Annotated in this window: 18 protein-coding genes and 2 pseudogenes; 3 read left to right on the top strand and 17 right to left on the bottom strand. The window is 55.2% G+C overall.

The genetic code is table 11. The features are described 5' to 3' along the window. Both NQZ67_RS18005 and NQZ67_RS18000 read right to left on the bottom strand, forming a co-directional pair. A complete protein-coding gene (locus tag NQZ67_RS18005) occupies positions 1-5,949 on the bottom strand; it encodes an S-layer homology domain-containing protein (RefSeq protein ID WP_257448611.1) in 5,949 nt (1,982 codons plus the stop codon). A 226-nt stretch (positions 5,950-6,175) separates the two neighbouring features. Further along, positions 6,176-7,189, bottom strand: a complete 1,014-nt coding sequence (locus NQZ67_RS18000; protein ID WP_257448610.1) for a LacI family DNA-binding transcriptional regulator — start codon at positions 7,187-7,189, stop codon at positions 6,176-6,178. A gap of 252 nt (positions 7,190-7,441) precedes the next feature. Here NQZ67_RS18000 and NQZ67_RS17995 point away from each other — a divergent pair, with 252 nt between their 5' ends. Both NQZ67_RS17995 and NQZ67_RS17990 read left to right on the top strand, forming a co-directional pair. Further along, positions 7,442-8,134 (top strand): metal-dependent hydrolase, encoded by a 693-nt coding sequence (locus NQZ67_RS17995; RefSeq protein WP_257448609.1) that lies wholly within the window; start codon positions 7,442-7,444, stop codon positions 8,132-8,134. A 109-nt stretch (positions 8,135-8,243) separates the two neighbouring features. Then, positions 8,244-8,750 carry a hypothetical protein gene (locus NQZ67_RS17990; RefSeq protein ID WP_257448608.1) on the top strand — a complete coding sequence of 169 codons (507 nt, stop codon included), beginning with the start codon at positions 8,244-8,246 and terminating at the stop codon, positions 8,748-8,750. A gap of 70 nt (positions 8,751-8,820) precedes the next feature. On the opposite strand, the gene NQZ67_RS17985 is transcribed toward NQZ67_RS17990, so the two are convergent. The 10 genes and pseudogenes from NQZ67_RS17985 to NQZ67_RS17940 all read right to left on the bottom strand — a co-directional run bounded on the left by NQZ67_RS17985 (position 8,821) and on the right by NQZ67_RS17940 (position 16,742). Beyond that, a complete protein-coding gene (locus NQZ67_RS17985; RefSeq protein ID WP_257448607.1) occupies positions 8,821-9,267 on the bottom strand; it encodes a DUF4871 domain-containing protein in 447 nt (148 codons plus the stop codon). A gap of 39 nt (positions 9,268-9,306) precedes the next feature. After that, positions 9,307-10,212 carry an RCC1 domain-containing protein gene (locus NQZ67_RS17980; RefSeq protein WP_257448606.1) on the bottom strand — a complete coding sequence of 302 codons (906 nt, stop codon included), beginning with the start codon at positions 10,210-10,212 and terminating at the stop codon, positions 9,307-9,309. Between the two features lie 140 nt (positions 10,213-10,352). Beyond that, complete coding sequence (locus NQZ67_RS17975) at positions 10,353-10,640, bottom strand: hypothetical protein (protein ID WP_257448605.1); 288 nt, start codon at positions 10,638-10,640, stop codon at positions 10,353-10,355. 250 nt (positions 10,641-10,890) lie between these two features. Further along, positions 10,891-11,886, bottom strand: coding sequence for a hypothetical protein (locus tag NQZ67_RS17970; protein WP_257448604.1), 996 nt, complete (start codon positions 11,884-11,886; stop codon positions 10,891-10,893). Continuing rightward, a complete protein-coding gene (locus NQZ67_RS17965; protein ID WP_257448603.1) occupies positions 11,855-12,439 on the bottom strand; it encodes an RNA polymerase sigma factor in 585 nt (194 codons plus the stop codon). Before NQZ67_RS17965 ends, NQZ67_RS17970 begins: the two co-directional genes overlap by 32 nt. Before the next feature lie 150 nt (positions 12,440-12,589). After that, complete coding sequence (locus NQZ67_RS17960) at positions 12,590-13,819, bottom strand: serine hydrolase domain-containing protein (RefSeq protein WP_257448828.1); 1,230 nt, start codon at positions 13,817-13,819, stop codon at positions 12,590-12,592. 62 nt (positions 13,820-13,881) lie between these two features. Continuing rightward, positions 13,882-14,520 (bottom strand): annotated as a pseudogene (locus NQZ67_RS17955) (pentapeptide repeat-containing protein); the annotation flags it as partial. A 134-nt stretch (positions 14,521-14,654) separates the two neighbouring features. Further along, positions 14,655-15,320 carry a TetR/AcrR family transcriptional regulator gene (locus tag NQZ67_RS17950; RefSeq protein ID WP_257448602.1) on the bottom strand — a complete coding sequence of 222 codons (666 nt, stop codon included), beginning with the start codon at positions 15,318-15,320 and terminating at the stop codon, positions 14,655-14,657. A gap of 95 nt (positions 15,321-15,415) precedes the next feature. Beyond that, positions 15,416-15,838, bottom strand: a complete 423-nt coding sequence (locus tag NQZ67_RS17945) for a YkvA family protein (protein ID WP_257448600.1) — start codon at positions 15,836-15,838, stop codon at positions 15,416-15,418. A 7-nt stretch (positions 15,839-15,845) separates the two neighbouring features. Beyond that, positions 15,846-16,742 carry a LysR family transcriptional regulator gene (locus tag NQZ67_RS17940; protein ID WP_257448826.1) on the bottom strand — a complete coding sequence of 299 codons (897 nt, stop codon included), beginning with the start codon at positions 16,740-16,742 and terminating at the stop codon, positions 15,846-15,848. A gap of 132 nt (positions 16,743-16,874) precedes the next feature. On the opposite strand from NQZ67_RS17940, the pseudogene NQZ67_RS17935 reads away from it, so the two are divergent. Further along, positions 16,875-17,888 (top strand): annotated as a pseudogene (locus NQZ67_RS17935) (alpha/beta fold hydrolase). 62 nt (positions 17,889-17,950) lie between these two features. Here the strand turns inward: NQZ67_RS17935 and NQZ67_RS17930 are convergent. From NQZ67_RS17930 to NQZ67_RS17910, 5 genes are all read right to left on the bottom strand, one after another. Then, a complete protein-coding gene (locus NQZ67_RS17930) occupies positions 17,951-19,018 on the bottom strand; it encodes a hypothetical protein (RefSeq protein WP_257448598.1) in 1,068 nt (355 codons plus the stop codon). Further along, positions 19,015-20,025 (bottom strand): hypothetical protein, encoded by a 1,011-nt coding sequence (locus NQZ67_RS17925; RefSeq protein ID WP_257448596.1) that lies wholly within the window; start codon positions 20,023-20,025, stop codon positions 19,015-19,017. Before NQZ67_RS17925 ends, NQZ67_RS17930 begins: the two co-directional genes overlap by 4 nt. A 17-nt stretch (positions 20,026-20,042) precedes the next feature. After that, positions 20,043-21,689 (bottom strand): RNA polymerase sigma factor, encoded by a 1,647-nt coding sequence (locus NQZ67_RS17920; protein WP_257448594.1) that lies wholly within the window; start codon positions 21,687-21,689, stop codon positions 20,043-20,045. Positions 21,690-21,812: 123 nt separating this feature from the next. Next, positions 21,813-23,123 carry a DUF4179 domain-containing protein gene (locus tag NQZ67_RS17915; RefSeq protein ID WP_257448592.1) on the bottom strand — a complete coding sequence of 437 codons (1,311 nt, stop codon included), beginning with the start codon at positions 23,121-23,123 and terminating at the stop codon, positions 21,813-21,815. Continuing rightward, on the bottom strand, positions 23,056-23,652 hold the full coding sequence (locus NQZ67_RS17910) for an RNA polymerase sigma factor (protein WP_257448590.1): 597 nt from the start codon (positions 23,650-23,652) through the stop codon (positions 23,056-23,058). The genes NQZ67_RS17915 and NQZ67_RS17910 overlap by 68 nt, the downstream gene beginning before the upstream one ends. Positions 23,653-23,801 lie beyond the last annotated feature (149 nt).

The raw sequence follows: 23,801 nt of genomic DNA, 5'->3' as shown, positions 1-23,801 counted from the left end.
TTAGCTTCTGGAGGGAGAGGAATTCAACTTGCTGTCCAGCAGATTCGCGATGGCTTGAATCGCTTCCGCCCGGGTCAGCTCTTCTTGCGGAGCGAACCGTTGCCGCTCGTCGCCTTGCACGAGACCTAGCTGCTCGGCAGCGAGAGCTTGCTCCAGCGCCCACGCGCTGATGTCCTCGAGATCCGCGAACCGGGAGGATGCACCGTCCGCCGCTGCGACTTCTCCCGTCAGATACTCATAGCTCCGCATGAGCATGATCGCCATCTCTTCTCTCGAGATTGCTTGGTCCGGCAGGAACAGCTCATCCGTCTTGCCTTGAATGATTCCCGCTTCGTACGCCGCGCTTACATCCGCCGCATACCACGCCTCGCCATCGACGTCCTGGAACGGCGCCTTCGCTTCGGCCGTCAAGCCGAGCGAGCGGCTCAGCAGCGCGGCGAGCTCCGCGCGCGTTACTTCGCGCTCCGGCGCGAACCGGTCCTCGCCGACGCCTTGCGCGATATGCTTCGCCGCCATTCGCTTAATGGCGCCGTAAGCCCAATGCTCGGCGGTTACATCGGCGAAGCTGCGGTCGTATTCGAGCACCGCGTACCGGCTGAAGTGGCTCACGTATGCCTGCATGTAGCCATCCGCATAACTGCCGCCGACATATTCAAGACTGCCGTCTTCCGCCAAATAATAGATGCCGAGAAGCTCTTCGTTTGCAGACGGATCGGCTTGCAGACGGATCGTGATCGGCGAATCGAATGCCGTCAGCGCGAAGCCTTCTCCGTCCCGGTCCACAATGGCCAGCTCGCAGTCGTAGACATCACCGGCCGGCCGCAAGCTGCTTCCGTTCGGATGTTGGTAGTCTGCGAGCAGCCCGTCGGTCTCCTTCTTCGTTACCGGACGGGCCGTCAGTCGGATCTCCGCGCCGGATAAGCCTTCATCCTCGGCGATCTGCAGCAGGGCTTTCACCACGGCGGCGGGAATGTCGACCCCGAGCGAGCCTTGCTCGACTCGAAGCGTCTCCAGCTTGCTCATATCCAGCTTGGCGGCCGGGATGCGCACTTCCTCCGCGCCCGCTTCGGCTTTCACGACGGCTGCCCCGTTCTCGTCGATCTTGATTTTATCGTTCCCGCCCGAGGATACCGGCGGAACCGGAGGCACGATGACCGGATCGGTCGGCTCATCCGGAATCGGATCCACCTTCACGATCCGCAGATCGTCGAAGTTCGCCCACTCGGATGCGGTCATCTTCGCGTTGATGCCGATTTCCAGCTTCCCGCTTGTGACCGGGATCGGCTCGGAGACGAACAGCCGGTAGCCCGAGTAATGGGCGGCCATCATATTCACGATGGTCGACGCGTTTTCGTTCTCCGCGTCGTACTTTTTGACCTCGAGCTGCAGCTTCTCCTTGTTGTCTCCCGCCTGCGTCCAGATGGATACGCGGTAGGTTCCGTTCGGCACTTCGATCGTGCGGTAGGTCGTCGCCTCATAAGGCTCGCCATGCCAGTAATTCAGCTTGTATGCACCCCCGTGGGCGCCGCCTTCGTTCACGGCAATCGTGCCCCCCGTGTTCCACACGCCCCAAGGCTCCGTCTGCCCCGACTCGAAGCCTTCTACGAATGCCGGCTCCCTCGTCGTCGCCGTAAATTCGGCCGACGCCTCCGACTCCAGCTCCTCCGCGTTGACGGCCGTGACCGTGTAGCGGTACGTCTGGTCCGCATCCACATTCTCCGCCACATAGGCAGGCTCGGTCGGCTCGGCAATGAGCTCGCCGTCTTGATAGACTCGATAGCCCGCTATGTCGCTTTCTCCGTTGCGTTCCCAGACGAGGCGCACGTGATCCGGATGAATTTCACCCTTAAGTCCGACCGGCGCCGCGGGCGGCGCGGCCTCTGCCGGCACACCGATCAAATCGGTCACCTGTACGTCGTCGATCGCCGTCCAGTTGCCGGCCTTGGCATTCGAATAAAACGATATCTCCAGCTGCCCGTTCGTCACCGCGATCGGCGGACTCGCGAACAAAGTCCATGTGCCCGATGAAGCCGAGCGCATGTCGACATTGATCTGCTCGCCGCCGTAATTTTTGACTTCCATGCGCAGCGCATTCTGACCGCCTCCCGTACGAACCCATGCCGATACCTGGTAGGTGCTGTTCGGCACGGTGATCGTCCGGTAGGTCGATTGCTCGTAATCGGTGCCGAGCCAGTGCGTCAGCTTATGCGCGCCCGTTCGGGGACCGTCCGTGTCGACCTTATTCGCGTCCGCCTGATCGCTCGGATGCCAGCCCTGCCAAGGAGACAATGCTCCCGCCTCGAACCCGAGGTTCGTCAAGCTGAGCGACGGCTTCGGCACGACGGTCAGAACGCTTGCCGGCGATTCATTGTTCGCCGTATCGACCGCGCTTACCTGGAACTGGTACGCGGTGCCGGTCGCAAGGCCCGTCACCTGCAGGAAGTTTTCGCCTTGCGTGGCGATCAGCTGCCCGTCCTTGTACACCTTATAGGTTTTAAAATCCTTTTCGCCGCTTCGGTTCCACCACAAATAAGCTTTGTCGGTGCCGATCTCGGCTCTTAACGTCCCCGGCGCTTTCGGCGCGTAGCTCATGATCTCGATATCATCAACGTGCGCCCAGCCGCCGTTCTCGCCCGCTTCGGAATAAAATCCGAGCTCCAGCTTGCCGTCCTTCACAAGGACGTGATCAATGCGGTACGGCGTCCATTCGCTGCCGTCCGCGCCGCTCATGTCGGCCGTCAGACTCGAGGTGCCGTCGAACTTCTTCAGCTCCATGCGGAACGCATCCGCGCCGCCGGCCTTCGCCCAGACGGTTACCCGATACTCCCCGTTCGGAACGACAATTTCGCGGTATGTCGTCTGCTTGTATGCACCTGTTGCCCCATGCTTCAGACTGGCTTCCCCGCTTCTCGCCTGCGTCTCGTCCGCCAGCTGAGCTGACTCTTGGCCATCCGGATGCCATTCGTTCCATCCGCTCAGCCCATCCTCGAAGCCGAGGTTCGGAGCCTCGATGGTCACGGATGGTGCCGTCGGCACGACCGTTGCCATGTCGCTGCGCGCCGACTCGTTGCCGCTGCGGTCCACCGCGCTGACCTCGAACGTATAGGTCATGCCGGCGTACAGGGAGCCCGCCGTAAACGTCGTCTCCGTCGCAAGTCCGATCGACGCGATCCGCGCGCCGTTCTGATAAACGTTGTACGCCTTGAAGTCGGCGTCCAGACTTGGGCTCCAATGAAGCGTCGCCTGCTCGGGACCCTCTACGGCCGTCAATCCGGCCGGCTTCGCCGGCGCATCCGTATCGGTCGTGCTCGGCATAGCCGCCGCTTCCTCCGATGCGGCCGATTCTCCCGTCGCATGGAAGGCCGTCACCCGGTAAGCATACGCCTGGCCGGCCTGGAGCCCCGTATCGACGAACGAGGTAGTGCCTGCGGGAACAAGCATGAACTCCGCAAATGAACCGTAGACCGCATTCGTCACGCTGTCATCGCCGCTTAACGAACGATACAGTGCATAGCCGCTCGCACCCTCCACGCCGCTCCAGCTGATCTCCACGGCGCCCGGCAGATCCTCGCGGACCACGGCCGCGACGGACGCCGGTGTATCCGGCGCATCCGTTCCAAGCTCTGCCGCCGGGGCAAGCTTCGTTACGCCGCTCACGACAAAGTCATCGATAGCAGCCCATTGGCCGGCAGGACTAACCGAACGGACGCCGATTTCCAATTGTCCTGACGTAATCTTAATGGATGGAATGACGAGCTGCGTCCATCCGCTCGATACCGCGCCCGTCGCAGCGATCAGCGGGGCATCCGAGCCGTTCCTCGCTTCCAGCGTTACGGTGTTGCCCTCTCCTTTGCGCACCCATACCGAAGCGCTGTAGGTTCCATTCGGCACGTGAATCGTGCGATACGTATATTGCTCGTAGGCGCTGCCCGCGAAATGCGTCAATTTATAATCGCCCGTGTGCGCTCCGTCGCCGTCCACTTGCTGCGCGCTCGCCTGGCCTTCCGGCTTGCTCTCGAGCCAGCCGCCGGCATTCCCCGACTCGAAGCCGCCGAAGCTCGCGGCATAATTGAGCTGCGACTTCAGGTCCTCCTTGGAGAACGTCAGCCAGTTAAGCTTCGCCTTGCCGTTCACCAGCACGACGATGTCCAGCACGCTATTGTCTACGTTCACCTCGATCATCTGCGTTTTCCATTGCGCATAGCCGCCGGTGTTCACCTCGACCTCGCCCAGGAGCGTGCCCGCAGAACTGCCTTCCCTCAGCTCGATCGTCGCATTGCCCTCCGTCGCGACGCGAAGAAGCGCCGAGCGAACGCCCGCGTTCATGCCTACGCTTCGGAAGGTCGCATGCTGATCCGCGCCGTCCAGCTTCACATGCTTGCCGCTGCCGTCATCCGTATTCTCGATGACGCCACTATGCGCGTCGGCCGTCTCCGCCTCGATGCGGGAGAACGGACTGATGACGGAATCGCCGGTCTGCTCCCCGCTCCACTTGAACGTGGCGACCGCTCCCGCCGGCAGCGTATAGCTGAAGGACTGGCTGCCCCAGCGCAGCTTGAACGTTTCGGCATCGGCGCCGGAGTTCAGCGCGACGACAACCTTCGAGCCGTCCGGATTTTTGAACGCGACGTTTTCGATGCTGCCGGCGCCCAACGTATTGGAGTCGATACGCACCGCGCCCGGCACGACGAACTTGCTCGCATGACCGAACGCGTAATATTCTTCGTTGAAGGTAACCTCTGTATTTTCTGGAGCGATATCGTCGACGTTGATCGTCACGAAACCGCGGCAGTCGTGGCACCCGCCGTTCTGAGGCCCATGATTCTGATCCAGAGCCAGATTCCACTTCAGGGAGGTTTTCGCCCAATAACGGGTCGCCCCGATGATCAGATTCTGCACGTCCCATTTGAGGTTGTCGCCGAAATTCGGAGCGAACTCCCCGCCGGAGCTCTCCGTAAAATAAATCTCTTTGTCCGGATGGGCATCATGCACCTGCTGCTGGGCATCGACCGATCCGGCATAGCCATGGAACGCGGAGCCGGCTATGTACGTCCTTGCTTCCTCGTCGTTCAGCACTTGAATCGGGTACTGCGGCTCGTCCCAGTTATGGTCCCACACCACGATTTTGGTGTTCAGCTCCTCCTCGGCAAGCAGCGGTCCCAGCTCCTTCGCGAGAGCGATTTGCTCCGAAGGCTCCATGCGCATGCCCGGATAGCCGCTCGGCTCGAAATGAGGCTCGTTCTGCAGCGTGATCGCGTGGATCGGGAGACCCTCCGCCTCATACGCTTCGATGAACTTGCGGAAGTACTCCGCATACACGCCGTAATATTCCGGCTTCAGCTTGCCTTGCATCAGGCTGCCGTTCGTCTTCATCCAAGCCGGCGCGCTCCAAGGCGTGCCCATTAGCTTCAGGTCCGGATTCAGGAGCTTCGCCTGCTGAAGGAGAGGGATGATGTAGTCTTTGTCATGAGCGATAGAGAAGCTATTCAAGCTCGGGTCCGTCTCTCCTTGCGGCATATCGTTGTACGTATAATTGCCCAGCGCAAAATCGCTCGATCCCATCGGCACGCGGATATAGCTGATTCCGATGCCATCCTCCCGACTAAACAACCGGCTCATCAATTCGTTCCGCTGCGGGGCCGTAAGCTTGTTGTCGATCAGCCAGGCCGACGAATCGGTCATGGATGCGCCGAAGCCCTCGATCGTCTGGAACGTCTCGCGCTCGTCGACGCTGATCGCCATCTCCGGCAGCGTGCTTATATCGTCCGCGCCGAACATTATGTTCTCTTGTTTGGATAATAAGTACTGTTTGTCCCCGGTCGTCAGCCAAACCTCAACCGCTTCTCCCGCCGCGAACGCGGACGGCGTCGCGAGCTGCGAATACGACGATAACACTAGCGAAGCGGAGATGACGCCAACAGCGAATTTTCTCCAAAATCCTCTTCTCACGGTACAACCCCTCCTAATGTAATCGATTCCATTTTTCGACGTTAATTTTCCGCCAAGAACCAACAATTTCTCCCGTAGAACCCGTACCTCCACCTGGAAACCTTCCACTGCATCCCCTGTAATCGATTACAACTTAAGGTGACCAAGGAAGAAACGGCTCACAGCTCCTAGCTTAAACCATTTTGTAATCGATTACAATAGTCGCTTGATTAAAATTTCTCCTCCTCTAACCGTTAATCGCCAGGTCCGACGAGCCTCTGACAATCAGCTCCGAATCGACCTTGAACACGCGCTGGCTCTCGAACTTGTTCTCGTTCATCTGATCGATCAGCTTCTCGGCGAGCAGCGCCCCCATCGTATACTTGGGCTGATCCACCGTGCTCATCTTCGGGGTTATGTACTTCGTAATCCGGTTATTGTCCGCTCCGACGACGGCCATATCGTTCGGGATCACGATGCCGAGCTCCGCGCATGCGGCGTAGACGCCAAGCGCCATCTCGTCATTCGCGGAGTAGACCGCGGTGAACGGAATTTCCTTGCCCGCCAGCCTTTTGAAAGCCGCATATCCGCCCTCTTCGTTGAAGTTGCCGCTCTCGATCAGCTCCGGCCGAAACGGAATTTGATGCTCGCGCAGCGCCTTGATATACCCCTCGAGCCGCTCGTAGCTGTCGAGCGCGTCCGGATAACCGCTTAAGAACGCGATGCTTCGGTGGCCCATGTCGATCAGATGCTTCACCACTTCCTTCGAGAACTTCACGTTGTCCGTCAGGCTGCACGGCACTCCCGGGTGTTCGATGTAACGTCCGATCACTCCGACGTTGAAGTCCTTGTCGACGAGATCCGTTATGACCTCGTCCGCGACGAGGGGCGTGATCAGAATCATCGCGTCTACCGTACGGTTAAGCAGCAGCTCCAGGTATCCGAGCTCCTTGTCCATCTGATTTTGCGCATCGCAAATAATGACCTTGTACTTCCTGGAGTAGGCCATGTTCTCGATGCCTTTGACGATCTCCGCGTAATACGACACGTTAATGTCGGAGACGATAACGCCGATCGTCATGGTCCTTCTGGAGCGTAAATATTTGGCCGTCGCGTTCGGGTAGTAGTTCATCGCATCGATCGCTTCCTGTACCTTCCGCCGGGTCTTCTCGGAGACAAGCTCGCTTTCGTTGAGCACCCTCGATACCGTGGCGACGGACACGCCCGCCAGCTTGGCGACGTCCTTGATTTTCGTATCCATGCTTTCTCCCGCTTTCCTCTTCCTACTTGGGCAACGCTTCCAACATTATAGCATAATTCGCGGTTCGAGCTACGGGCGGGGCTCCTCAGCGGCACTTTGGCGCTGTTAGTGCGGTCTTATCGGGTACTTAGGGTTTGATGCCCGAAAGAAAGGGCAAGGCTTGGTTTAGACCGCCATATACTTAAAGGGTACATACCACGACCGCCAAAAAAGACAAAAAGGCTCTCATCCATAGAATGGAGGAATCGACTCATGATCGTTACTTATCACGGCCACTCTTGCGTCCAGCTGACGGACGGCACGCATTCCGTTATCATCGACCCGTTCCTGACGGGCAACCCGTCCGCCAAAGCGAAGCCCGACGACATTCAGGTGCAATACGTGCTGCTAACCCATGCGCACGGCGACCATATCGCCGACGCGGAAGCGATAGCGCGCGCGAATGACGCCACCATCATCGCGACCTTCGAGCTCGCCACCTATTACTCCTGGAAGGGGCTGAAGACGGTCGGGATGAACCTCGGAGGCTGCTTGAAGCTTGATTTTGCCCGAGTGAAAATGGTTCCCGCCTTCCACAGCTCCGGCATGATCGTCGAGGAAGGCACCATCCTCTACATGGGCATGCCCGGCGGCTTCGTGGTGACATGGGACGATACGACTCTGTACCATGCCGGCGACACCGGCTTATTCGGCGACATGAAGCTGATCGGCGAGCAGCATGACATCGATCTCGCTTTTCTCCCCATCGGCGATCTGCTCACCATGGGGCCTTCCGATGCGCTCACGGCGGCGGAATGGGTGAAGACGAATAGCGTCATTCCGATCCATTACGATACGTTCCCGATCATCGAACAGGACGCCGACAAATTCGTCAAAAGCTTAAAGAAACGCGGCATTAAAGGGATTGCGCTCGCTCCCGGCGGAACGTTTGAAATGAAGAAATAGCAGAGTCATTCCTACTTCCTTTACTCCGGGGGGTGGTCCGCGTTCAGCAACCATTCTGCCCGTGATTGCGTCTGTATCGATATCACGACGAAAGGAAGAACCACAACCTATGAAAAGATGGACTACAGGAGTAGTTGCCGCCGTTGCCTTGTCCCTTTCTCTTGCCGCTTGCGCGGCGGAGAACGATGCGAATACGAATCTAAATTCGAACACGAATGCGAGCTCGAATGCCAACACCCCTTCTAATTCGCCTGATGCCGGGCAGACTGAGGAACAAGCAGCCGACTGGAAAGGCGAGTGGCAGCTGGAAGGCGCGGACGACTCGCATAACTCGGTCATTACCATCACGGAGCAAAGCGGAGACAAGCTGACCTTCTCGCTGGATGCCTTCTACTTGAGCAACCCGGATGCGGAGGAGCCTGCGCCGAATATCGGCAACATTCAGGACGGCACCGCGGTCATCGAAGGAAACACCGCCACGTTTACCGATGCCGATCTGAATTTCACTCTGACGATGAAGCTGGAGGGCGACAAGCTGACCGTCACCTCAACGAAGGATACCGGCTACTTCGGACACGGCGTAAATGTGGATGGGACATATAGCCAGGCGAATTGACCTCGAGCATAAAAACAGCGGCAAGCTTTGGACGCTCAAAAAACGTCCTAGCTTGCCGCTGTTTTTTAAACTAAACATTCTCGTGCACTTCAACAACAATATGGCCATAAAGCTTTTCCCCGACATAGGCATCAAGCCTCCAAAGTCCTGCTGAAGGTAAGCTCATCATGGATGGAGCATGACCGTCGGCTCCGTTATTCGGCCCGCCTATCGAAATGGCATTGATGACCGTGACCTTTTCGCCTGTCTCTTGGCTTGTAGCAAGCACGGTTAGTGCGTCTTGGATTTCTTCTGATTGCCCCCACACATGCCACATATATTTCTGTTCCTTGTTCGGGTAGAATCGTACGGCTTCTCCATCATCATAGATAAAGCCGATTCTCCCCTCTTCCCCGATCATGGTGTACGAGCCGGATTCGAACAAAGGACTGACTTTCCAATCTTTGTCGAGAACAACTTCCTCTGAAGCACATCCAGCCAATAACAGTACCAATAGGATAACCGTTAATAATCGCATATTCAGGCCCCTCTCCTGTTAAAGATCCGGCAGCGACGTTTAGGCTCCACGCCCTACAGGCAGTTGAATGCCGCGCCAGCCGCTTACGTCGCATTGGCCATGTTCATTATTACCCACAGCAACAACCGTGCCGTCCGATTTAAGACCTACGGTATGGGTACAACCCGCAGCTATCGCCACTATATCGCGCCATTCGCTAACCTGACAATGGCCATACTCATTCCAGCCTACAGCCATCACCGTACCGTCCGATTTAAGACCTACGGTATGATTGCTCCCCGCCGCTATCGCTACAATACTTCGCCAGTCACTTATATCGCATTGACCATGTTTATTCTGGCCTACGGCGGTCACCGTACCGTCCGATTGAAGACCGACCGTATGAAGATAACCCGCCGCGACCTCGACTATATCGCGCCAGCCGCTTACCTCGCATTGGCGATACCGATTATTACCGACAGCCGCTACCGTGCCGTCCAATCTAAGACCGATGGTATGCCAGTCGCCCGCCGCGACCCCTACTATATCAAGCCAGCCGCCTACGCTGCATTCGCCATCCTTATTCCGACCCACCGCTGCCACCGTACCGTCCGATGTTAGCCCAATGGTACGCCGCCAGCCCGTCACAATCGCGACCATATCGTTCCAGTCGCTTACCTCACACTGGCCATACGTATTCCAACCAACAGCAGCCACCGTGCCGTCCGCTTTAAGAGCGACAGTATGGGCATTGCCCGTGTTCGTCGCCATATGTACATTGCCAGCCGCGACCGACACCATATCGCGCCAGCCGCTTACCTCACATTGGCCATATTTATTATCCCCCACTGCCACCACTGTACCGTCCGACTTAAGCCCAACGGTATGACGGCGCCCCGCCGCAATGGTAGGTTTAGGCCTTCGTTTCATCTCCAACATCGCTTCTTTCGCTTTAGTGAAATCCATGCTGAGCCTCCTTGGGGAGTTAACCTTTTCCCTTTACATTAGCTAAATAAGGCCACCGATCTTGCCGGCAGCCTAGTCGTGGTTGTTTGTTAATGCTAATAACATTTTTGCTTAAATCGTTACTGTATATATTCTTCCTCTTACTTATCATTCTGACTATCGGAAGCATTCCAGTTTTCCTTTATCTCTTTAACATTCTTTACAAGGAACGTTTCAAATTCCGCAAAAAATAAATAACCAATTCCAGCAATTAGGGCGATCCAACTCATAATTAATGGTCCATCGCCTACGTATTCTAACATTGCATTAAATAGCTGACTGTCCCATGAAGAAACACCTGATCCAAATATGGCTGCCGATAAGTATCGTACACCATAAAGAAAGGCAGATATACATAACAAAATGACGCCAACCGTTCTTCTTTGCATGGTTCCCTCCTAGGGGATTATCATGTTATACGTTCCGTTATTCACCAATTAAACAGAATGCTATGAGCTTCAATTTTGTTGACAAAAAACCAACTCCACTACAGCTTAGTGAATTCCACTAATAAGACGTTTTTATATTTTGAGTAGTTGCGTTTGACTGCCCGCAAATTCAATAAAGCTAGCATCAAACAAAAAAAGAGCACTAGCGATCAACACGCCATGCTCTGAAAGATCCTGCGGACACCATTTTTTACTCGCTATCCGTAGCCGTCTCTTCAATAAAGGCTTTTACGAATTCCAACTGTTTTCCTGCTTCCGCCTCACCTAAGAGGGTGTATACTAGGCTCCCGTCTTTAAAGGGTTGTAACCAGATAAAAAACGGCTCATCATCACTCGCCCTGTGATAGATCGGTATACCGTGGAACTCGTATACCCGCTCAGCCGATGGGTGTTCGTCGTAAACTGTAAGTTGTTCATACGGAGGAATCATTGTATAGTGAACCATTAGCGTATAGGCTGCTTCCTCATCTTGATAATTCAATCGAACCGCATCATAATTTAAATTCACATCTTCGCCAGTCTTGAACTTGTAATAAGCGTAAGGGAAACCTGTTTCCGTATCGACGGCCTCCACCCACTTCTCGGGATCAAAGTCAGATGGGGTACCCGTGTCAGGCAGCATCTCCACGCTCATGAACTTCGCATCGGCAACGTCTTCCGGAAGCTTCACCTCGCTCAGAGGGCCAACCAACCGCGAGACTAATTCTGATATGGACGTATAGATGACGCCTCGATGCACAACGCTAAAAGACTCCGGCATTACATAGCTTTTTATCGCGCCAATGGCCGCTTGATCATGTACGACAAACGCCGATTCGCCCAGTTGCAGCTGATCTTTCACCTTTTGACGAACCCGTTCTAAGAATTGTATTCTATCCGGATCTCTAACAAACTCCGAGCTGACTTGCATGACCCCGCGTCCCGAATCATCCTTAATACTAAGCCAGCCCGCCGACGCGGCGTATGTAAATCCGCTTAGCAGCGTTACAGCTAAGGCGATTAAACCGAAATTGAGCACTGTCCGCTTGCGGCTGCGCGCTCCATTGTACAGGGATTCCGCACCCTCTTGTTGGATGCGATACATAATCCGCTCGGAAAAGTCCACCGGCGAAGGTTCGTTTAGCTCAGCATTCCATTTGAAGTTTTCTATCGGTTCAGAGCTCGGAGTATACCTTTTTTCCGTCACCTATTATCACCTCTCTGTTCGGTTTCTGATTTAACTTCTTTCGGATACGTTCGAATTTTTTCCGCAAGGTTGCAGCACCAACTCCGGTGATTTCCTCTATTTCAAGAAAGCTGTACTCCTCTATCACTCTGAGAATAACCAATTGCCGCTCTTCCGCAGACAGCCCGTTCAATAAACGATTGGCCGATTCGACCATACGAGGCGGAGGCGGAGATGGCCACTGCAGCTTAAGCAGGGATACGAGCCGCTGCTGCCCGGAGTTCTGCCGAAGCACGTTCAGACAATGGCGTTGGGCGATCTTATAAAGCCAGGCGGTGAACGAGACAGTAGGCCGGTACTTCCCGATCCCGCGGTAAGCTTTCAAGAACACTTCCTGTACGGCATCCTCGGACTCAGCCTGATTGCCGAGCATGTAATAGCAGTAGATGTGCAGCCTTCTTTGGTAATGCTGAACAATTGCGCGATACGGCTCGACATGTCCAGCTTGCACGTCTTTGACGAACTCCTCAATTTGTTCCCGGCTTAGCGGATCTAATGGTCCGTTGACGTCCACTATAAAACTCCTTTCCTTTCGGGGCCCCGATGCCTATATAACCATCATAAACCCAAAAATGTGACCAATCATCCAAAAAAAAGGGCCGTAACAGGTCGATGGCTTCCAACCTGCTACAGCCCTACTCTCTAACTTGCGTAATTACTCGTATTAGTCTTCAATCGCCTGATAAACCATGGTCCAGAAGTCGTGGATAAGATGCGCCGAGTCCGGGGTGGACATCCCGACCTGGGTGAGCAGAATTCCCGTGAGTTGTTGTTCCGGGTCTGCGTACGCCGAGGTGCCGCTTCCTCCATCCCAGCCGAACTGGCCGATGGAGGCGTAATCGCCTTGGTAGGTGCGTACCGCCATCCCGTAGCCCCAGCCGCCGTGCTGCCCTTGGCCATGCGACAAATGCACGTTGTTTTTGGCCAGGTCGTCTCGGAAGGCTTGTTGCTCGGGCGTAAGACGGTTGGTGGTCATCAGCTGAACGGCAGGCCGGGACAGAATCCGTTCGGTTCCATGCATTCCTTGATTCAACAGCATCTGCAGGAAAGCGTTGTAGTCGTCTACGGTCGAGAGCAGCCCGCCGCCGCCTGCTTGGAACTTCGGAGGCTTGCTGTAGCGTCCGCCCGCAGCTTCATCCCACACGATGAACTCTCCGGTCTGCGTATCCGGTACGTATGCGGGCGGCAGACGGTCAATCTTGCCGGCGGGAACGTAGAAGCCAGTGTCCTTCATCCCCAGCGGATCCAATAGGCGCTCGCGCAGGAACGTCTCGAATGTCTGACCCGATACTCTGGCAACGAGTACGCCAAGCACTTCGTTGCTGATGTGGTACTGCCACCGCTCTCCAGGCTGGTAGCACAGCGGAAGCGTGCCTAAGCGGCGCATCCACTCATCGGGCTCGGGCATCTCCAGTCCTGGCGTGTCGAATAACCCATTCTCGAAAATCGCATTCTGGATCGGAGAGCCCATCAACGTCATATCCACTCCGAGCCCGAACGTAGAGGTCAGCAGATCCCGTACGGTGATCGGCCGCCGCGCCGGCACGGTTTCGTCCAGCGGACCGTCGGGGCGTTTCAGCACCTGCCGGCCCGCGAGCTCGGGCAGCCATTGGTCTACGGGATCGTCCAGATGCACCTTGCATTCGTCGAGCAGGACCATCACCGCAGCGGCCCCGACCATTTTGGAAGTGGACGCCATCCGGAAGATCGTATCCCTCTGCATCGGCGCGCCCCCATCATGGCGCATCGTGCCGATCGCCTCGACATGCGTCTCGCCGTTCCGGCTGATCAGAGCGACAAACCCTGGAATTTTCCCGGAATCGACGTGCCTTGCCAACACGTCGCGCATTTTGCGCAGCCCTGTTTCGGAGAAGCCTCCGCTCTTTTGTTCCATCATCTTTTTCATTTCGTTTCCCTCGCTTTTCTTTTTTATGGTCCTTTTGTTTGCAAGCTATCTTAAATGACCGTAACCTTTGACAAATTGGCATCCATGCCTTTGAGCTGGGCAAAAGTCAGTTTATCCATCGTTGCTCCGTCGAAGCAGATCGTTTTGATCATGCGATAGTACTTCTTAGTCAAAGTAAATCCCGGATGAAAAGAAACATTCATCAATTTGGCGCCTTTGAACGAAACGTCGGCTAATGCCGCCTTCTCAAACTTGACGCCGATAAACGTCTGTCCGTCGAAACGCTGCCCGCTCAGATCGGAGCTTGTAAAGTCGACTCCATTCAATAAACAGTCTTTAAAAACCGTTTTTCTAAGATCGGTCATCGCGAGCGTTACGCCGGTCAGTCTGACTCCCGTGAATGCGGCTCCTTCAAGCCTAGCGTTGCTGAAGTTGGTTCCTTCAAGGATCGTCTGATTGAAGCTCGCATTAGTCAGGTCTAGCGCGGCTAGGCTGCAGTCCGTCAAATTCGCGCCGTCGAAATTAGCTTCGCGCACATCGCTGAATTTGAACGTACTCCCGGTTAAATCCGCGCCCGAAAAGTCGGAACCGGATAGCGCGCTGCTTTTAAACTGTCCTTTATGGGCCGTAACGCCTGCAAAATCGCTTTTCGCCAGGTTGCTTGCGCTAAAGTTTGTTACGACTTGCCGAATTGTCATCTTTTGATTCATTACCATCACATCTCCCAATTTTTAGTTTTTAACATGCTTTTTGAACTCGGATCACTTATTCATACCGACCGATGGTATGTATAAGTGTAAAAATAAGCTGCCATTTCGGCAGTTTACTTCTCTATGCTGATTTCTCTAGCGGACAAACGAAACAGCTCCTCGTAGCGTTGAAGCATTTGGTCATCGAACAGGTCAAGACCCAGGCCTTTCAATATTTCATCGAATAACCTTACCTTGCGCAACATAGTCTCGGGCGAAGCCGGGATAACCGCCTGGTTCAGCCACACATTGGTAAGAACCAGCAGCACTTCGCTAAGCTCCCTAGGATATTCGGTTCGGATCGAGCCGTCCCTCATGCCTTGTTCGATGATGGGCTGGATATAGACGGGTATGGCTTTCTCGATCATGTGCTCAATCTGGGCTGCCAGCAGCTTCGGATTGCGCAAAAGGTTCGGTGTCGCGGCTGCCAATTCGTCTTGAGCGGGATTACTCAGTGAGACGCGGGAAATCTTTCGGAGCTTCTCCAAACCGTTCAGCTCCTTATCGTCCCGGACGCCGGACAGCATCTCGTCAACATCCTTGAACAGATGGTCGATAACACCCTGCATGATCTCTTCCTTCGACTTGAAGTGATGATAGATAGCCCCTTTTGTCAGGCCGCCCAGCTCGTTGATGATGTCCTGAATAGAGGTCTGCTCATACCCTTTCTGGATAAACAGATTTAGCGCCACGGTTAAGATTTGATTAATCGTTTCTTCGGGATATTTATTTCTTGCCATTCGCTGCCTCCTTTCATACATTCGGTTGGTATGTAACAAATATAAACGATCTGCCTTTTCCTGTCAACACCCTCGGATCAAATAATTTCCAGCTTTCAGCTTTGGGTTATTAATCCATAGATATACCAACCGCACCATACTGCCAATGCAACCCAAACGGCTATGATGAGCATGCCTGTAATCCAGTTCTTAGGCTTGCCTAATTTCCTTTGTTCCTCTGCCTTTGTTCTGTATTCTTCAAGCACCTCTTTGGGGAACAGCCGTAAAGTCATGTACACGCCTAGCGGTACAAGAATGACATCGTCCAGGTATCCAAGGACCGGTATAAAATCCGGGATCAAGTCCACGGGGCTGAAAGCATACGCTACAACGCAAATGGCGAATATTTTCGTAAACAATGGCACTCGCGGGTCACGATAGGCCAAATACATCACCATCAAGTTTGCTTTAAGCTTCTTTGCCATCGTTCTCAATCTATTTAATAACGACGGCTTGGTTTTATTCGTTGTATCGTCCATTGTCCATTCACCCTTCTGAATTGGAGAGAATCTCTCTTACGGCTTCTATGAAAGATAACAGGATTGGCGAGAGCCACTTGTCTTTATGCCATAACATCTGCGTATACACGCGCAAGTCCGGAATGTGCCAGGGAAGCGCAACAAGCTCGCCTCTCTCGACCTCCGCTTTCGTGACGATTTCCGGAAGAAAAGCAATACCGATTCCCGAAATGGCGCATTGTTTAATGGCTTCGGCGCTTTGAAACTCTAAATAAGTAATGCTGTCTATGCCCTCTTTCTCAAAGGACCGGTCAAACATGGTTCGGTAGGGACAACCCTTCTCATTCGTGAGGAAAACCTCCCCATGGAAATCCTCCAGCCGCAGCGCCGTTTTTTCCGCTAGCGGATGGTCTGGCGTGGCGAAGAAACGAAATGTTTCCTCCAGCAATGGTTCCACTGCTAATCCCGTTGAGCGAATCGGTTCGTCCAGCATAAAGACGACATCCGCGGTTCCATCGAAGAGCGTTTGCTTGAGCATCTGGTTGGGAACGGAGCGGAAGATGAGACGAACTCCCGGATGGCGAGAACGCATTAGACGGAAGACCATCGGAAGCCGATAGGCGCAGAGAACCTCATTGGCGCTTATCGTCAGGGTACCGCTTAGCTTTTCATTATCGTGTACGGCGCTGCGGGCCTCGTCCAATTTGTCTAGTACGCTTTGGATATGAGTCAAGAAGCGTTTACCCTCGGGCGTAAGAACGAGCTGCTTGCCCAATCGGTCGAAGAGTCGAACCCCGAGCTCATCCTCCAAGGCTTTTATTTGCATCGTGACGTTGGAGGGGACGTAGCTCAGCGCTTCCGCAGCCCGGCTGAAATTTAAAGTGGATGCAACCGTGCGGAATATATGCAGTTGGCGCAATTCCATCATACTCCCCCTCTCATTTTCAATATAACTGAAAGCTAGCTTGAGTTTTAATCACTTTCATTGAAAGTACCACAGTCCTATACTAAGCACAAGAAACACATATGTTTTCATCTTGAAGGGAGAGACACTACGATGGATTATGAAATTTTCGAATTAGGCGACGTAGCCCTGCAATCAGGAGTGACGTTACCGGGCGCTTTTCTTGCTTATAAGACTTACGGAAGATTGAATGAAATGAAAAACAATGTCATTGTGTATCCCACCGCTTTTGGCGATCATCATGTTCAGAATGAATGGTTGATCGGGAACGGCATGGCCTTAGATCCGCAGAAATATTTTATTATCGTTCCCAATCTGCTGGGCAACGGGTTATCATCGTCCCCCAGTAACACGGCTCCCCCATTCGACCGGACGAATTTCCCCCAGGTTAGCATCTATGACAACGTTACATTCCAGCATCGACTGGTGACCGAAAGGTTCGGCATTCGAAAAATCGCCCTCGTGCTGGGATGGTCGATGGGAGGCATTCAAGCCTTCCAATGGGGAGCCAGTTATCCGGACATGGTGGAACGTATCGCCCCATTCGCCGGAGCCGCAAAAACTTGGCCCCACACTCATACGGTCCTGGAGGGATTAAAAGCTCCTCTCATGGCTGCGGCAGGCTATGACGCTAGCAAGCTGAACGAGCTGACTTCTTCGGATATGCGCGCCGTTGGCCGCGTCTATGCGGGATGGGGCTGATCGCAGGCGTTTTATAGAGAGGAGCTTTACCGTGAGCTGGGCTTCGACTCTTTGGATGGGTTTATGGCCGGGGTTTGGGAAAACAGCTTTATGAGCATGGATCCGCACAACGTCTTGGCCATGCTATGGACGGGCCAGCATGCGGATATTAGCAGAAACCCTGCCTATGACGGGGATTTCGAAAAGGCGCTCGGCAGCATTAAAGCGCTGGCCTGCATCATGCCTGGGAGCACGGATCTCTTCTGCACGGCGGACGATAACGAATACGAGGCTAAGCGTATCCCTAACGCCGTTTACAGCCCTATAGAGTCGATCTGGGGCCATTTCGCCGGCCGCGGATTAAATCGTACCGATAATGCGTTTATTGATAACAGCCTGAAACGGTTATTGGCCCAGAGAGTCTAGTAAGGGTAAAAAGCTTAACGCGCCAGCGCCGGCATCCGACTAATGACCGGGTGCCGGCGTTTTTACCAGAACATGCTTATCTCCTCCAGCATCGCCCAGCCTTCCTCGTCGAGCGGCTTGATCCGCTCAAGCCGTTCAATCGCTTGTTGACGCCGCTCCGCATCGGCGATCGGCTCATGCGGCTGCATCCACGGGAACATTTGCTCAAGCGTACGATACAAGCCGCTCACCTGCTTGTAATGCTCGGCCGCAGCCGTCAATCGCCTCGCGAGAGCGGCGTCTTCGGCCAGCCGCTCGGCGGCTTCCGTTAGAAATTGCGCAGCATACCGCCGGCTCTCGTGCATAATGTCGATGAAATACCCCATATAGAATGCTTCGATCGAACCGTCCCGAACCGCAGTCAGCCAACGGTCATAGGCCGCGCTTCCGCTATAGAACGTACGCCCGCCCCACGTGTAGACTCCCTTCCGCGACCATTCCGCCGCGAATCGCAGCGCCGCCGCCATAGCAGTCCGGTCGTCCGGCCTTTCTCGCTGCTCCGCGACGTGCAGCGATACAAACCCGCCGTCCTCAGGCAGTCCGCGGTACACGTGCTTACGCTTCTCCCCGTTCTCCGCCCTAGCCCGGCACGCGGCGCATGGACAATAGCTTCGCCCCAGCATGGTCCACGGAACGACGCCGTCAGCCCCTTCGTGCAAGCCAGGCCCGCTGTGCCAGGAATGTGTATAATAACCTGTCTCGTCATAGCCATAAATCAATGACGTTTCGTTCCCGAGATCAAGCTCCTTCGCGAACGCCGGAACGCCTCGGTCGAGCGCTGTCCGCGCCAATTCCCACGCCTCGAGCTGAAGCGCTTCGAGCGCAGGTCCACTGTCCGCAGCCTCATTGGTCCCCCGAATGTTCAAGCCGAGATGCTGCGACAGCGCAAACATAGATTCCTCCGGGTCCCCGACTAGCGGTGCCGACAGCTCCTCATCCACGATCATCAGGAACGCGCCTCCCGTTATGCCATACACCCACGCGGACGAGTCATCCGTTCCGTAATATTGGAGGCATGACTTCACCGCTCCCACGCAAGACCGATGCATCCCTGCAAAACGATAACCCTCCAAAGCCGTCTTTGTCATCATGCCGGCATCCCCCTATTTCCATCCGCGCTCTCGCCAAGCTCGTCGACCACGCTTCGGAATGCCTCGATGGCGGCAGCATCGTGCGGCGCCGCCTCTTCCAGCAGCCGGGCCGCCTCCAGGCGCCTCTCCGTATCCGTGATCAGCCCGCGCGGCTGGCTCCATGGAAACAGCTCATACACCTGATGAATGCGGGCCTGAACCGCCTTGAATTCCCGAATGGCCTGGTCCAGCGCCGCCGGCGCCTGAGTGCCAAGCCGCACCTTCGCTTCCTCCAAAAACTTATAACCGTGCGTCTTCAAGGTATCCCATTCGTGCGCGGCGTAAGCAAAAAACCATCCGTCGACTGCGCCCTTGCGCAGCTGCTCGACCCAATGGCCATAAGCCGCGACGCCCACGTAAGTATCCTCCGACGTAAGCCGTCCTTCCGCATATTCCACTGCGAGGGCGAGCGCGTCCCGAACGGTACGGCGGTCATCCTCCGTTTGCCCATCGGATGTCATCCAATACAAATCCACTAAGCCGTCCCGCTCGCCGAGCGTATGCCGAGGCACAGATTGGATGTCATGCCAGCAGCTGATGATATAAGTCCCTTCTGCCGCGTTATAGCCCTGCACGACGCTCGTCTCGCCGTAACTAAAGTAAAACCCGCGGCCGAAGCAAGGAATGCCTCGGTCGACTTTATCCCTCACCGTATTCCATGCTTCCTCGCGAAGCGCTGCCAGGCGTTCCCCCGAAGCGACCTCGCTCATCCCCTCCACGCGAACCCCCAAATTGTTCAGCAGCCCGACAATCCGTTCATGCGGCAGCTCGTGCAGCACGGGCTCCGTATTGACGTCCTCTACTGTACGGAATAAGAAGGGAGCCCCCATTGCGCCATACAGCCACGGCGTATACCCGTAACCGCTCCCCGCCTGCTTCAGCGCGGCGCTGAATGCGTTCACGTTCGCCAGGTTGCTTCTCCCATAGTAGCGATATCCTTCAATGATTTTCTCTGTTTGTGCATGCATTGAATACGAGCTCCTCCCTATTGCAAATATGTTCCGTTCTCCCGCAGACGGCCCGCCAGCCTCCGCAGCGCCCGCACGCCCGACTCCTCCGCGGCGCTCGCCCGCTTCAGCAGGTGGATCGCCTCCTCCGCGACGGCCGGATCGTCCGGCTGGCCGCCCGCAGGGAACGGGAATCGTTCCGTCATGCGCTCCAAATTTTCGGCAGCCGTCTCATAATGGCCCGCCGCCTCCAGCGCCAAAGCCGCCGCATCCTCGAACTTAGCCCCTACATCGCGCAGAAAACGTGCCGCATAGCCCCGCGCATCGGCGGCGATTTGAGCCGTATAGGCATTGCCGATTCTGTCGACCCTACGCTTGCGGAATGCCTCCATCCAGCAATCGTACGCCGGAAGCCCGCATACGTAGCCGACGAACGTCAGCTCTCCATAAGCATGACGGACGGCCATATCAAGCGCGTTGGCTATCGCTTCCCGCTCGCCGATCGGCTTAGGCTCCGTCACGGCCAACACGAACACGCCGCCCGATTCCCCGCGTCCGAAGCGATCATAGGGCAGCACATGCTTTCCCTTCGCGTCCTCCGCGTACAGAACCTGTTCCTCGTCATCGTAGCCGTACACGATACCGAATTCCGGCGCGCCGACGTCCCACGCAATGGCCGGAACGCCTCGCGCGATGGAACGGCGCGCATGGGCGATTGCCTCGTTCAACAGGAACGGCGTCGGCGGCGCGCCTCCGTCTCCCGCATGAGCGCTCTCAAATCCGAGATTCAGCAATCCGTCTCGGAATTTATTTTCCCAGAAATACATGGCCGGCCCCGATGCGTCGACCCGCTCCTCCTCTATCGTTAGCCGGAACGCTTGCGCGGTAAGTCCCATCACGTCGATAAGGGATCGCTTCACCTCCCCCGCATACGGTATGACCGCGCACACCGCCCCCGCGAACGACGTCTTGCAGCGCCTCCACTCCGCCGAGCCCGGGCCTTTCCTTAACGCTACGACCGCTTTGGCCGGCATCGCCTCATCCCTCTGCTCCCGGACATAATCTTGGAGGCGGAGGCGGATTCGTTCCTCCTTCACCTTAAGGCGAGCGCGGCTTAAGCTTTGGTACACATTGTCGGTCGTCGTGCCGAATAAGCAGGCAATCTCGGACGGGGACAGCTGTTCGAAGAAATGCGCTTCGAACACGGCCCGCTCCTTCGCCGTTAAACAGCGGAGCAGATGGCGCAGCGTCACAAGAAATTCCTTCTGCGCAAGCCGCCGCTCCGGCTCGTTGCCTTCATCCCGCCGGCTCGCCATATAGTGCAGAATGCTGTCCACATCATGCCATGCCACTTGTCCGGCATCCCTGACCGTGGCTAGCGCCGTGAACGTGCGTTCCTTCCCCGCATGCTCCGCCTTGCGCAGCTTCATAAGCGCCTCGTTGCGGACAATGCGATGGAGCCACGGCAGGAACCGTTCCATATCCGCAAGCGTTCCGAGGTGAAGGAATGCCCGCAGCAACGCCTCCTGCAGGATGTCCTCCGCCATATGCGGGTCGCGCGCGATCCTTTTGGCCCATTCGAACGCCTTCGCCCGATGCTTGCGCACCAGCTCCCCGAACGCGGCTTGATCGCCCGACCGCGCCCGCTCAATCAGCGCCAGTTCTTCCGTCACCGCTTCCGCCATCCGTTGTCCTCCTTCCTAATCAGATAGATGCATCAGCCGGCCGTTATCTGAGCCCATTTTCCACAATTAAGAAATAAATTCGTCAAAACAGACGGCTAACCTCTAAAAAGCACATCCGACGCTCTATTTTACAGGGATGGATAGGGTCTTGTTGTAGGTTTTTATATAAAGAAATCCATCTAGCAGCAGGTGTTCCGGCTCCTCCGCCGTGTCAAAAGAATAGGTCTGCTCCCACAACCTGTTGCCGTTGTTCAAATCCCATGGCCGCGATGTCGAAACGGAGGATACGGGAACCGCCTCACCGCCGGCTTGGACGAACATTTGACCTGGATCCAGGTAAACAAACTGCTTCCTGGCGATGACGACATCATAGCCCGTATCGGTCTTGGTTACGCTTCGGATCCACAGCTTCTCGCCGCCGATTCGGATGGCATGATCTGACGGCGTGGCGAGGGAGATCGGCTCTTCCACCTTCTGATATCCGGTGAAATTGTCGAGAACAAGCTCCACGCTCTCTATTTGGTCTGTGGGAAGCACGTCGAACTCCAGTTCGAATCCCCGAATCCCCTCTTCATTCGAACGACTTGACTGCATGCCCCATGATTCCACTTCCGCTCCATTCACATAAAGCTTGGTTCTGCCGGGGAATCTCGGATATTCGCCATCCTCCATGTCGTAATGACCCTTTATAAGGGTTGAGGTTGGAGAGGCCGTAATGGAGTCATAGGTAATCGTGCCCCGATCGACCGTAACGGATTGTTTAATGTCCTGTTTCAGCAGACTGTTCATCGCTTTATTCGCTTCGAAGCTGAAGGAGATCGGATAGGATTTCCGCTCGCCCGTATCCAGCCGTTCGCTGAACGTTACGGTTAACTTTCTCGAAAAAGCACTCACCGGTTCGAATTTATAGAAGCCCTCATACCGGGTCTCGTCTTTGCTGTAATGGCCGCTGCCGCCTGTTGAATCAGAATCGGTTAAGAATCCTTGCATGTTGCCTACGTCATAACGCAGTGAACGATTGTCCATAAATATGGAGCCTGTAAGGCGGTCAATGGTGTAGTACATGAGCAAGCCGTTGTCGTCCGCGATAACCCCGTTAATGGTAATGACTGTGCCATCATCAAGTGTTATGCTCTTGTCGACCGTTTGACCGTAGCCTTGCTCCGCCAGCTCCACGAAGCTGCTCGATGCCAGCTCGATTTTTTGAAGGAATTGACCTCCGTAATAAGCGAATGCAGGATACTGGTAAGTGCCGGCAACGAGTAGAAGTGCCGCAGCCGCTGCTGTAACCCAAGATAGCGCCCCATTCCTCGATTTTTTCCTCGCGGGAACAGAATCAAGGGCATGTCGAAGTCTGCTCTCCAGGTCAGGCGGAGCCTTTATGGTATTCAGGCTCTTTTTGTGCTCCTGCATTCTCGCCTCGATTGTGTTCATAATAGCCTCCTCCAATCATGGACTTCAGTTTTTGTATGCCTTGCGAAATTCTTGATTTGATCGTGCCGACCGGCGCACCCGTCATGTCCGCAATCGTCTGATACGGAAGATCGTGGACGTAGCGAAGCTCGACCGCTTCCCGCTGCCGCGTATTCAGATAGGAGAGCAGCACCTGCATGTCCATTTCGGACTCCGTGTTGCGATAGGGATTGTCATCGGTCCGTTCTGCCAATGCGGATTCCTGCTCATCCTCCAGCGGAAGATACCGGTCATTTTTGCGGAGTATGGTTTTGCAGCGATTGACGAGTATGGTTTTGCTCCAGCTGTAGAAGGCTTCTCGTTTTTGCAATTGCTCCAGCTTCTCATACAGCGTTACAATCATGTCTTCCATGGCGTCCATCGCGTCATGGTCATTCTTCATGTAGCTGTAGGCTAGACGGTAATAGGCGTCCTGCTCCGCCATAATTAATTGTAATAACGCTTCCTTGTTGCCTTTCTGGGCTTGTTTGACAAGACGGCTTACATTCATGTTCTCACCCCGTTTCATAGATAAGAGCATTCGGAGGTTCATAAAGTTCATTCTGCTGCAAAAATAAAAAATCCGCACTATGCATAGCAGCCGCCTCTTGCGGGGTATTCGTTATACGCAAGCATATGGTCATCAGTTGACATTAACTC

Origin of the sequence: Paenibacillus soyae (assembly GCF_024623455.1) — a bacterium.
Classification (GTDB): domain Bacteria; phylum Bacillota; class Bacilli; order Paenibacillales; family Paenibacillaceae; genus Pristimantibacillus; species Pristimantibacillus soyae.
Note: the sequence above shows the minus strand (reverse complement) of the source record. Positions and strands in the feature narration are given on the sequence as shown.

What these genes read in the sequence shown, in the direction of transcription:
- NQZ67_RS18000 (WP_257448610.1), bottom strand. Translation starts at nt 7,189, where the DNA reads ATGGATACGAAAATCAAGGACGTCGCCAAGCTGGCGGGCGTGTCCGTC.
- NQZ67_RS17995 (WP_257448609.1), top strand. Translation starts at nt 7,442, where the DNA reads ATGATCGTTACTTATCACGGCCACTCTTGCGTCCAGCTGACGGACGGC.
- NQZ67_RS17990 (WP_257448608.1), top strand. Translation starts at nt 8,244, where the DNA reads ATGAAAAGATGGACTACAGGAGTAGTTGCCGCCGTTGCCTTGTCCCTT.
- NQZ67_RS17985 (WP_257448607.1), bottom strand. Translation starts at nt 9,267, where the DNA reads ATGCGATTATTAACGGTTATCCTATTGGTACTGTTATTGGCTGGATGT.
- NQZ67_RS17980 (WP_257448606.1), bottom strand. Translation starts at nt 10,212, where the DNA reads ATGGATTTCACTAAAGCGAAAGAAGCGATGTTGGAGATGAAACGAAGG.
- NQZ67_RS17975 (WP_257448605.1), bottom strand. Translation starts at nt 10,640, where the DNA reads ATGCAAAGAAGAACGGTTGGCGTCATTTTGTTATGTATATCTGCCTTT.
- NQZ67_RS17960 (WP_257448828.1), bottom strand. Translation starts at nt 13,819, where the DNA reads ATGGAACAAAAGAGCGGAGGCTTCTCCGAAACAGGGCTGCGCAAAATG.
- NQZ67_RS17950 (WP_257448602.1), bottom strand. Translation starts at nt 15,320, where the DNA reads ATGGCAAGAAATAAATATCCCGAAGAAACGATTAATCAAATCTTAACC.
- NQZ67_RS17945 (WP_257448600.1), bottom strand. Translation starts at nt 15,838, where the DNA reads ATGGACGATACAACGAATAAAACCAAGCCGTCGTTATTAAATAGATTG.
- NQZ67_RS17940 (WP_257448826.1), bottom strand. Translation starts at nt 16,742, where the DNA reads ATGGAATTGCGCCAACTGCATATATTCCGCACGGTTGCATCCACTTTA.
- NQZ67_RS17930 (WP_257448598.1), bottom strand. Translation starts at nt 19,018, where the DNA reads ATGATGACAAAGACGGCTTTGGAGGGTTATCGTTTTGCAGGGATGCAT.
- NQZ67_RS17925 (WP_257448596.1), bottom strand. Translation starts at nt 20,025, where the DNA reads ATGCATGCACAAACAGAGAAAATCATTGAAGGATATCGCTACTATGGG.
- NQZ67_RS17920 (WP_257448594.1), bottom strand. Translation starts at nt 21,689, where the DNA reads ATGGCGGAAGCGGTGACGGAAGAACTGGCGCTGATTGAGCGGGCGCGG.
- NQZ67_RS17915 (WP_257448592.1), bottom strand. Translation starts at nt 23,123, where the DNA reads ATGAACACAATCGAGGCGAGAATGCAGGAGCACAAAAAGAGCCTGAAT.
- NQZ67_RS17910 (WP_257448590.1), bottom strand. Translation starts at nt 23,652, where the DNA reads ATGAATGTAAGCCGTCTTGTCAAACAAGCCCAGAAAGGCAACAAGGAA.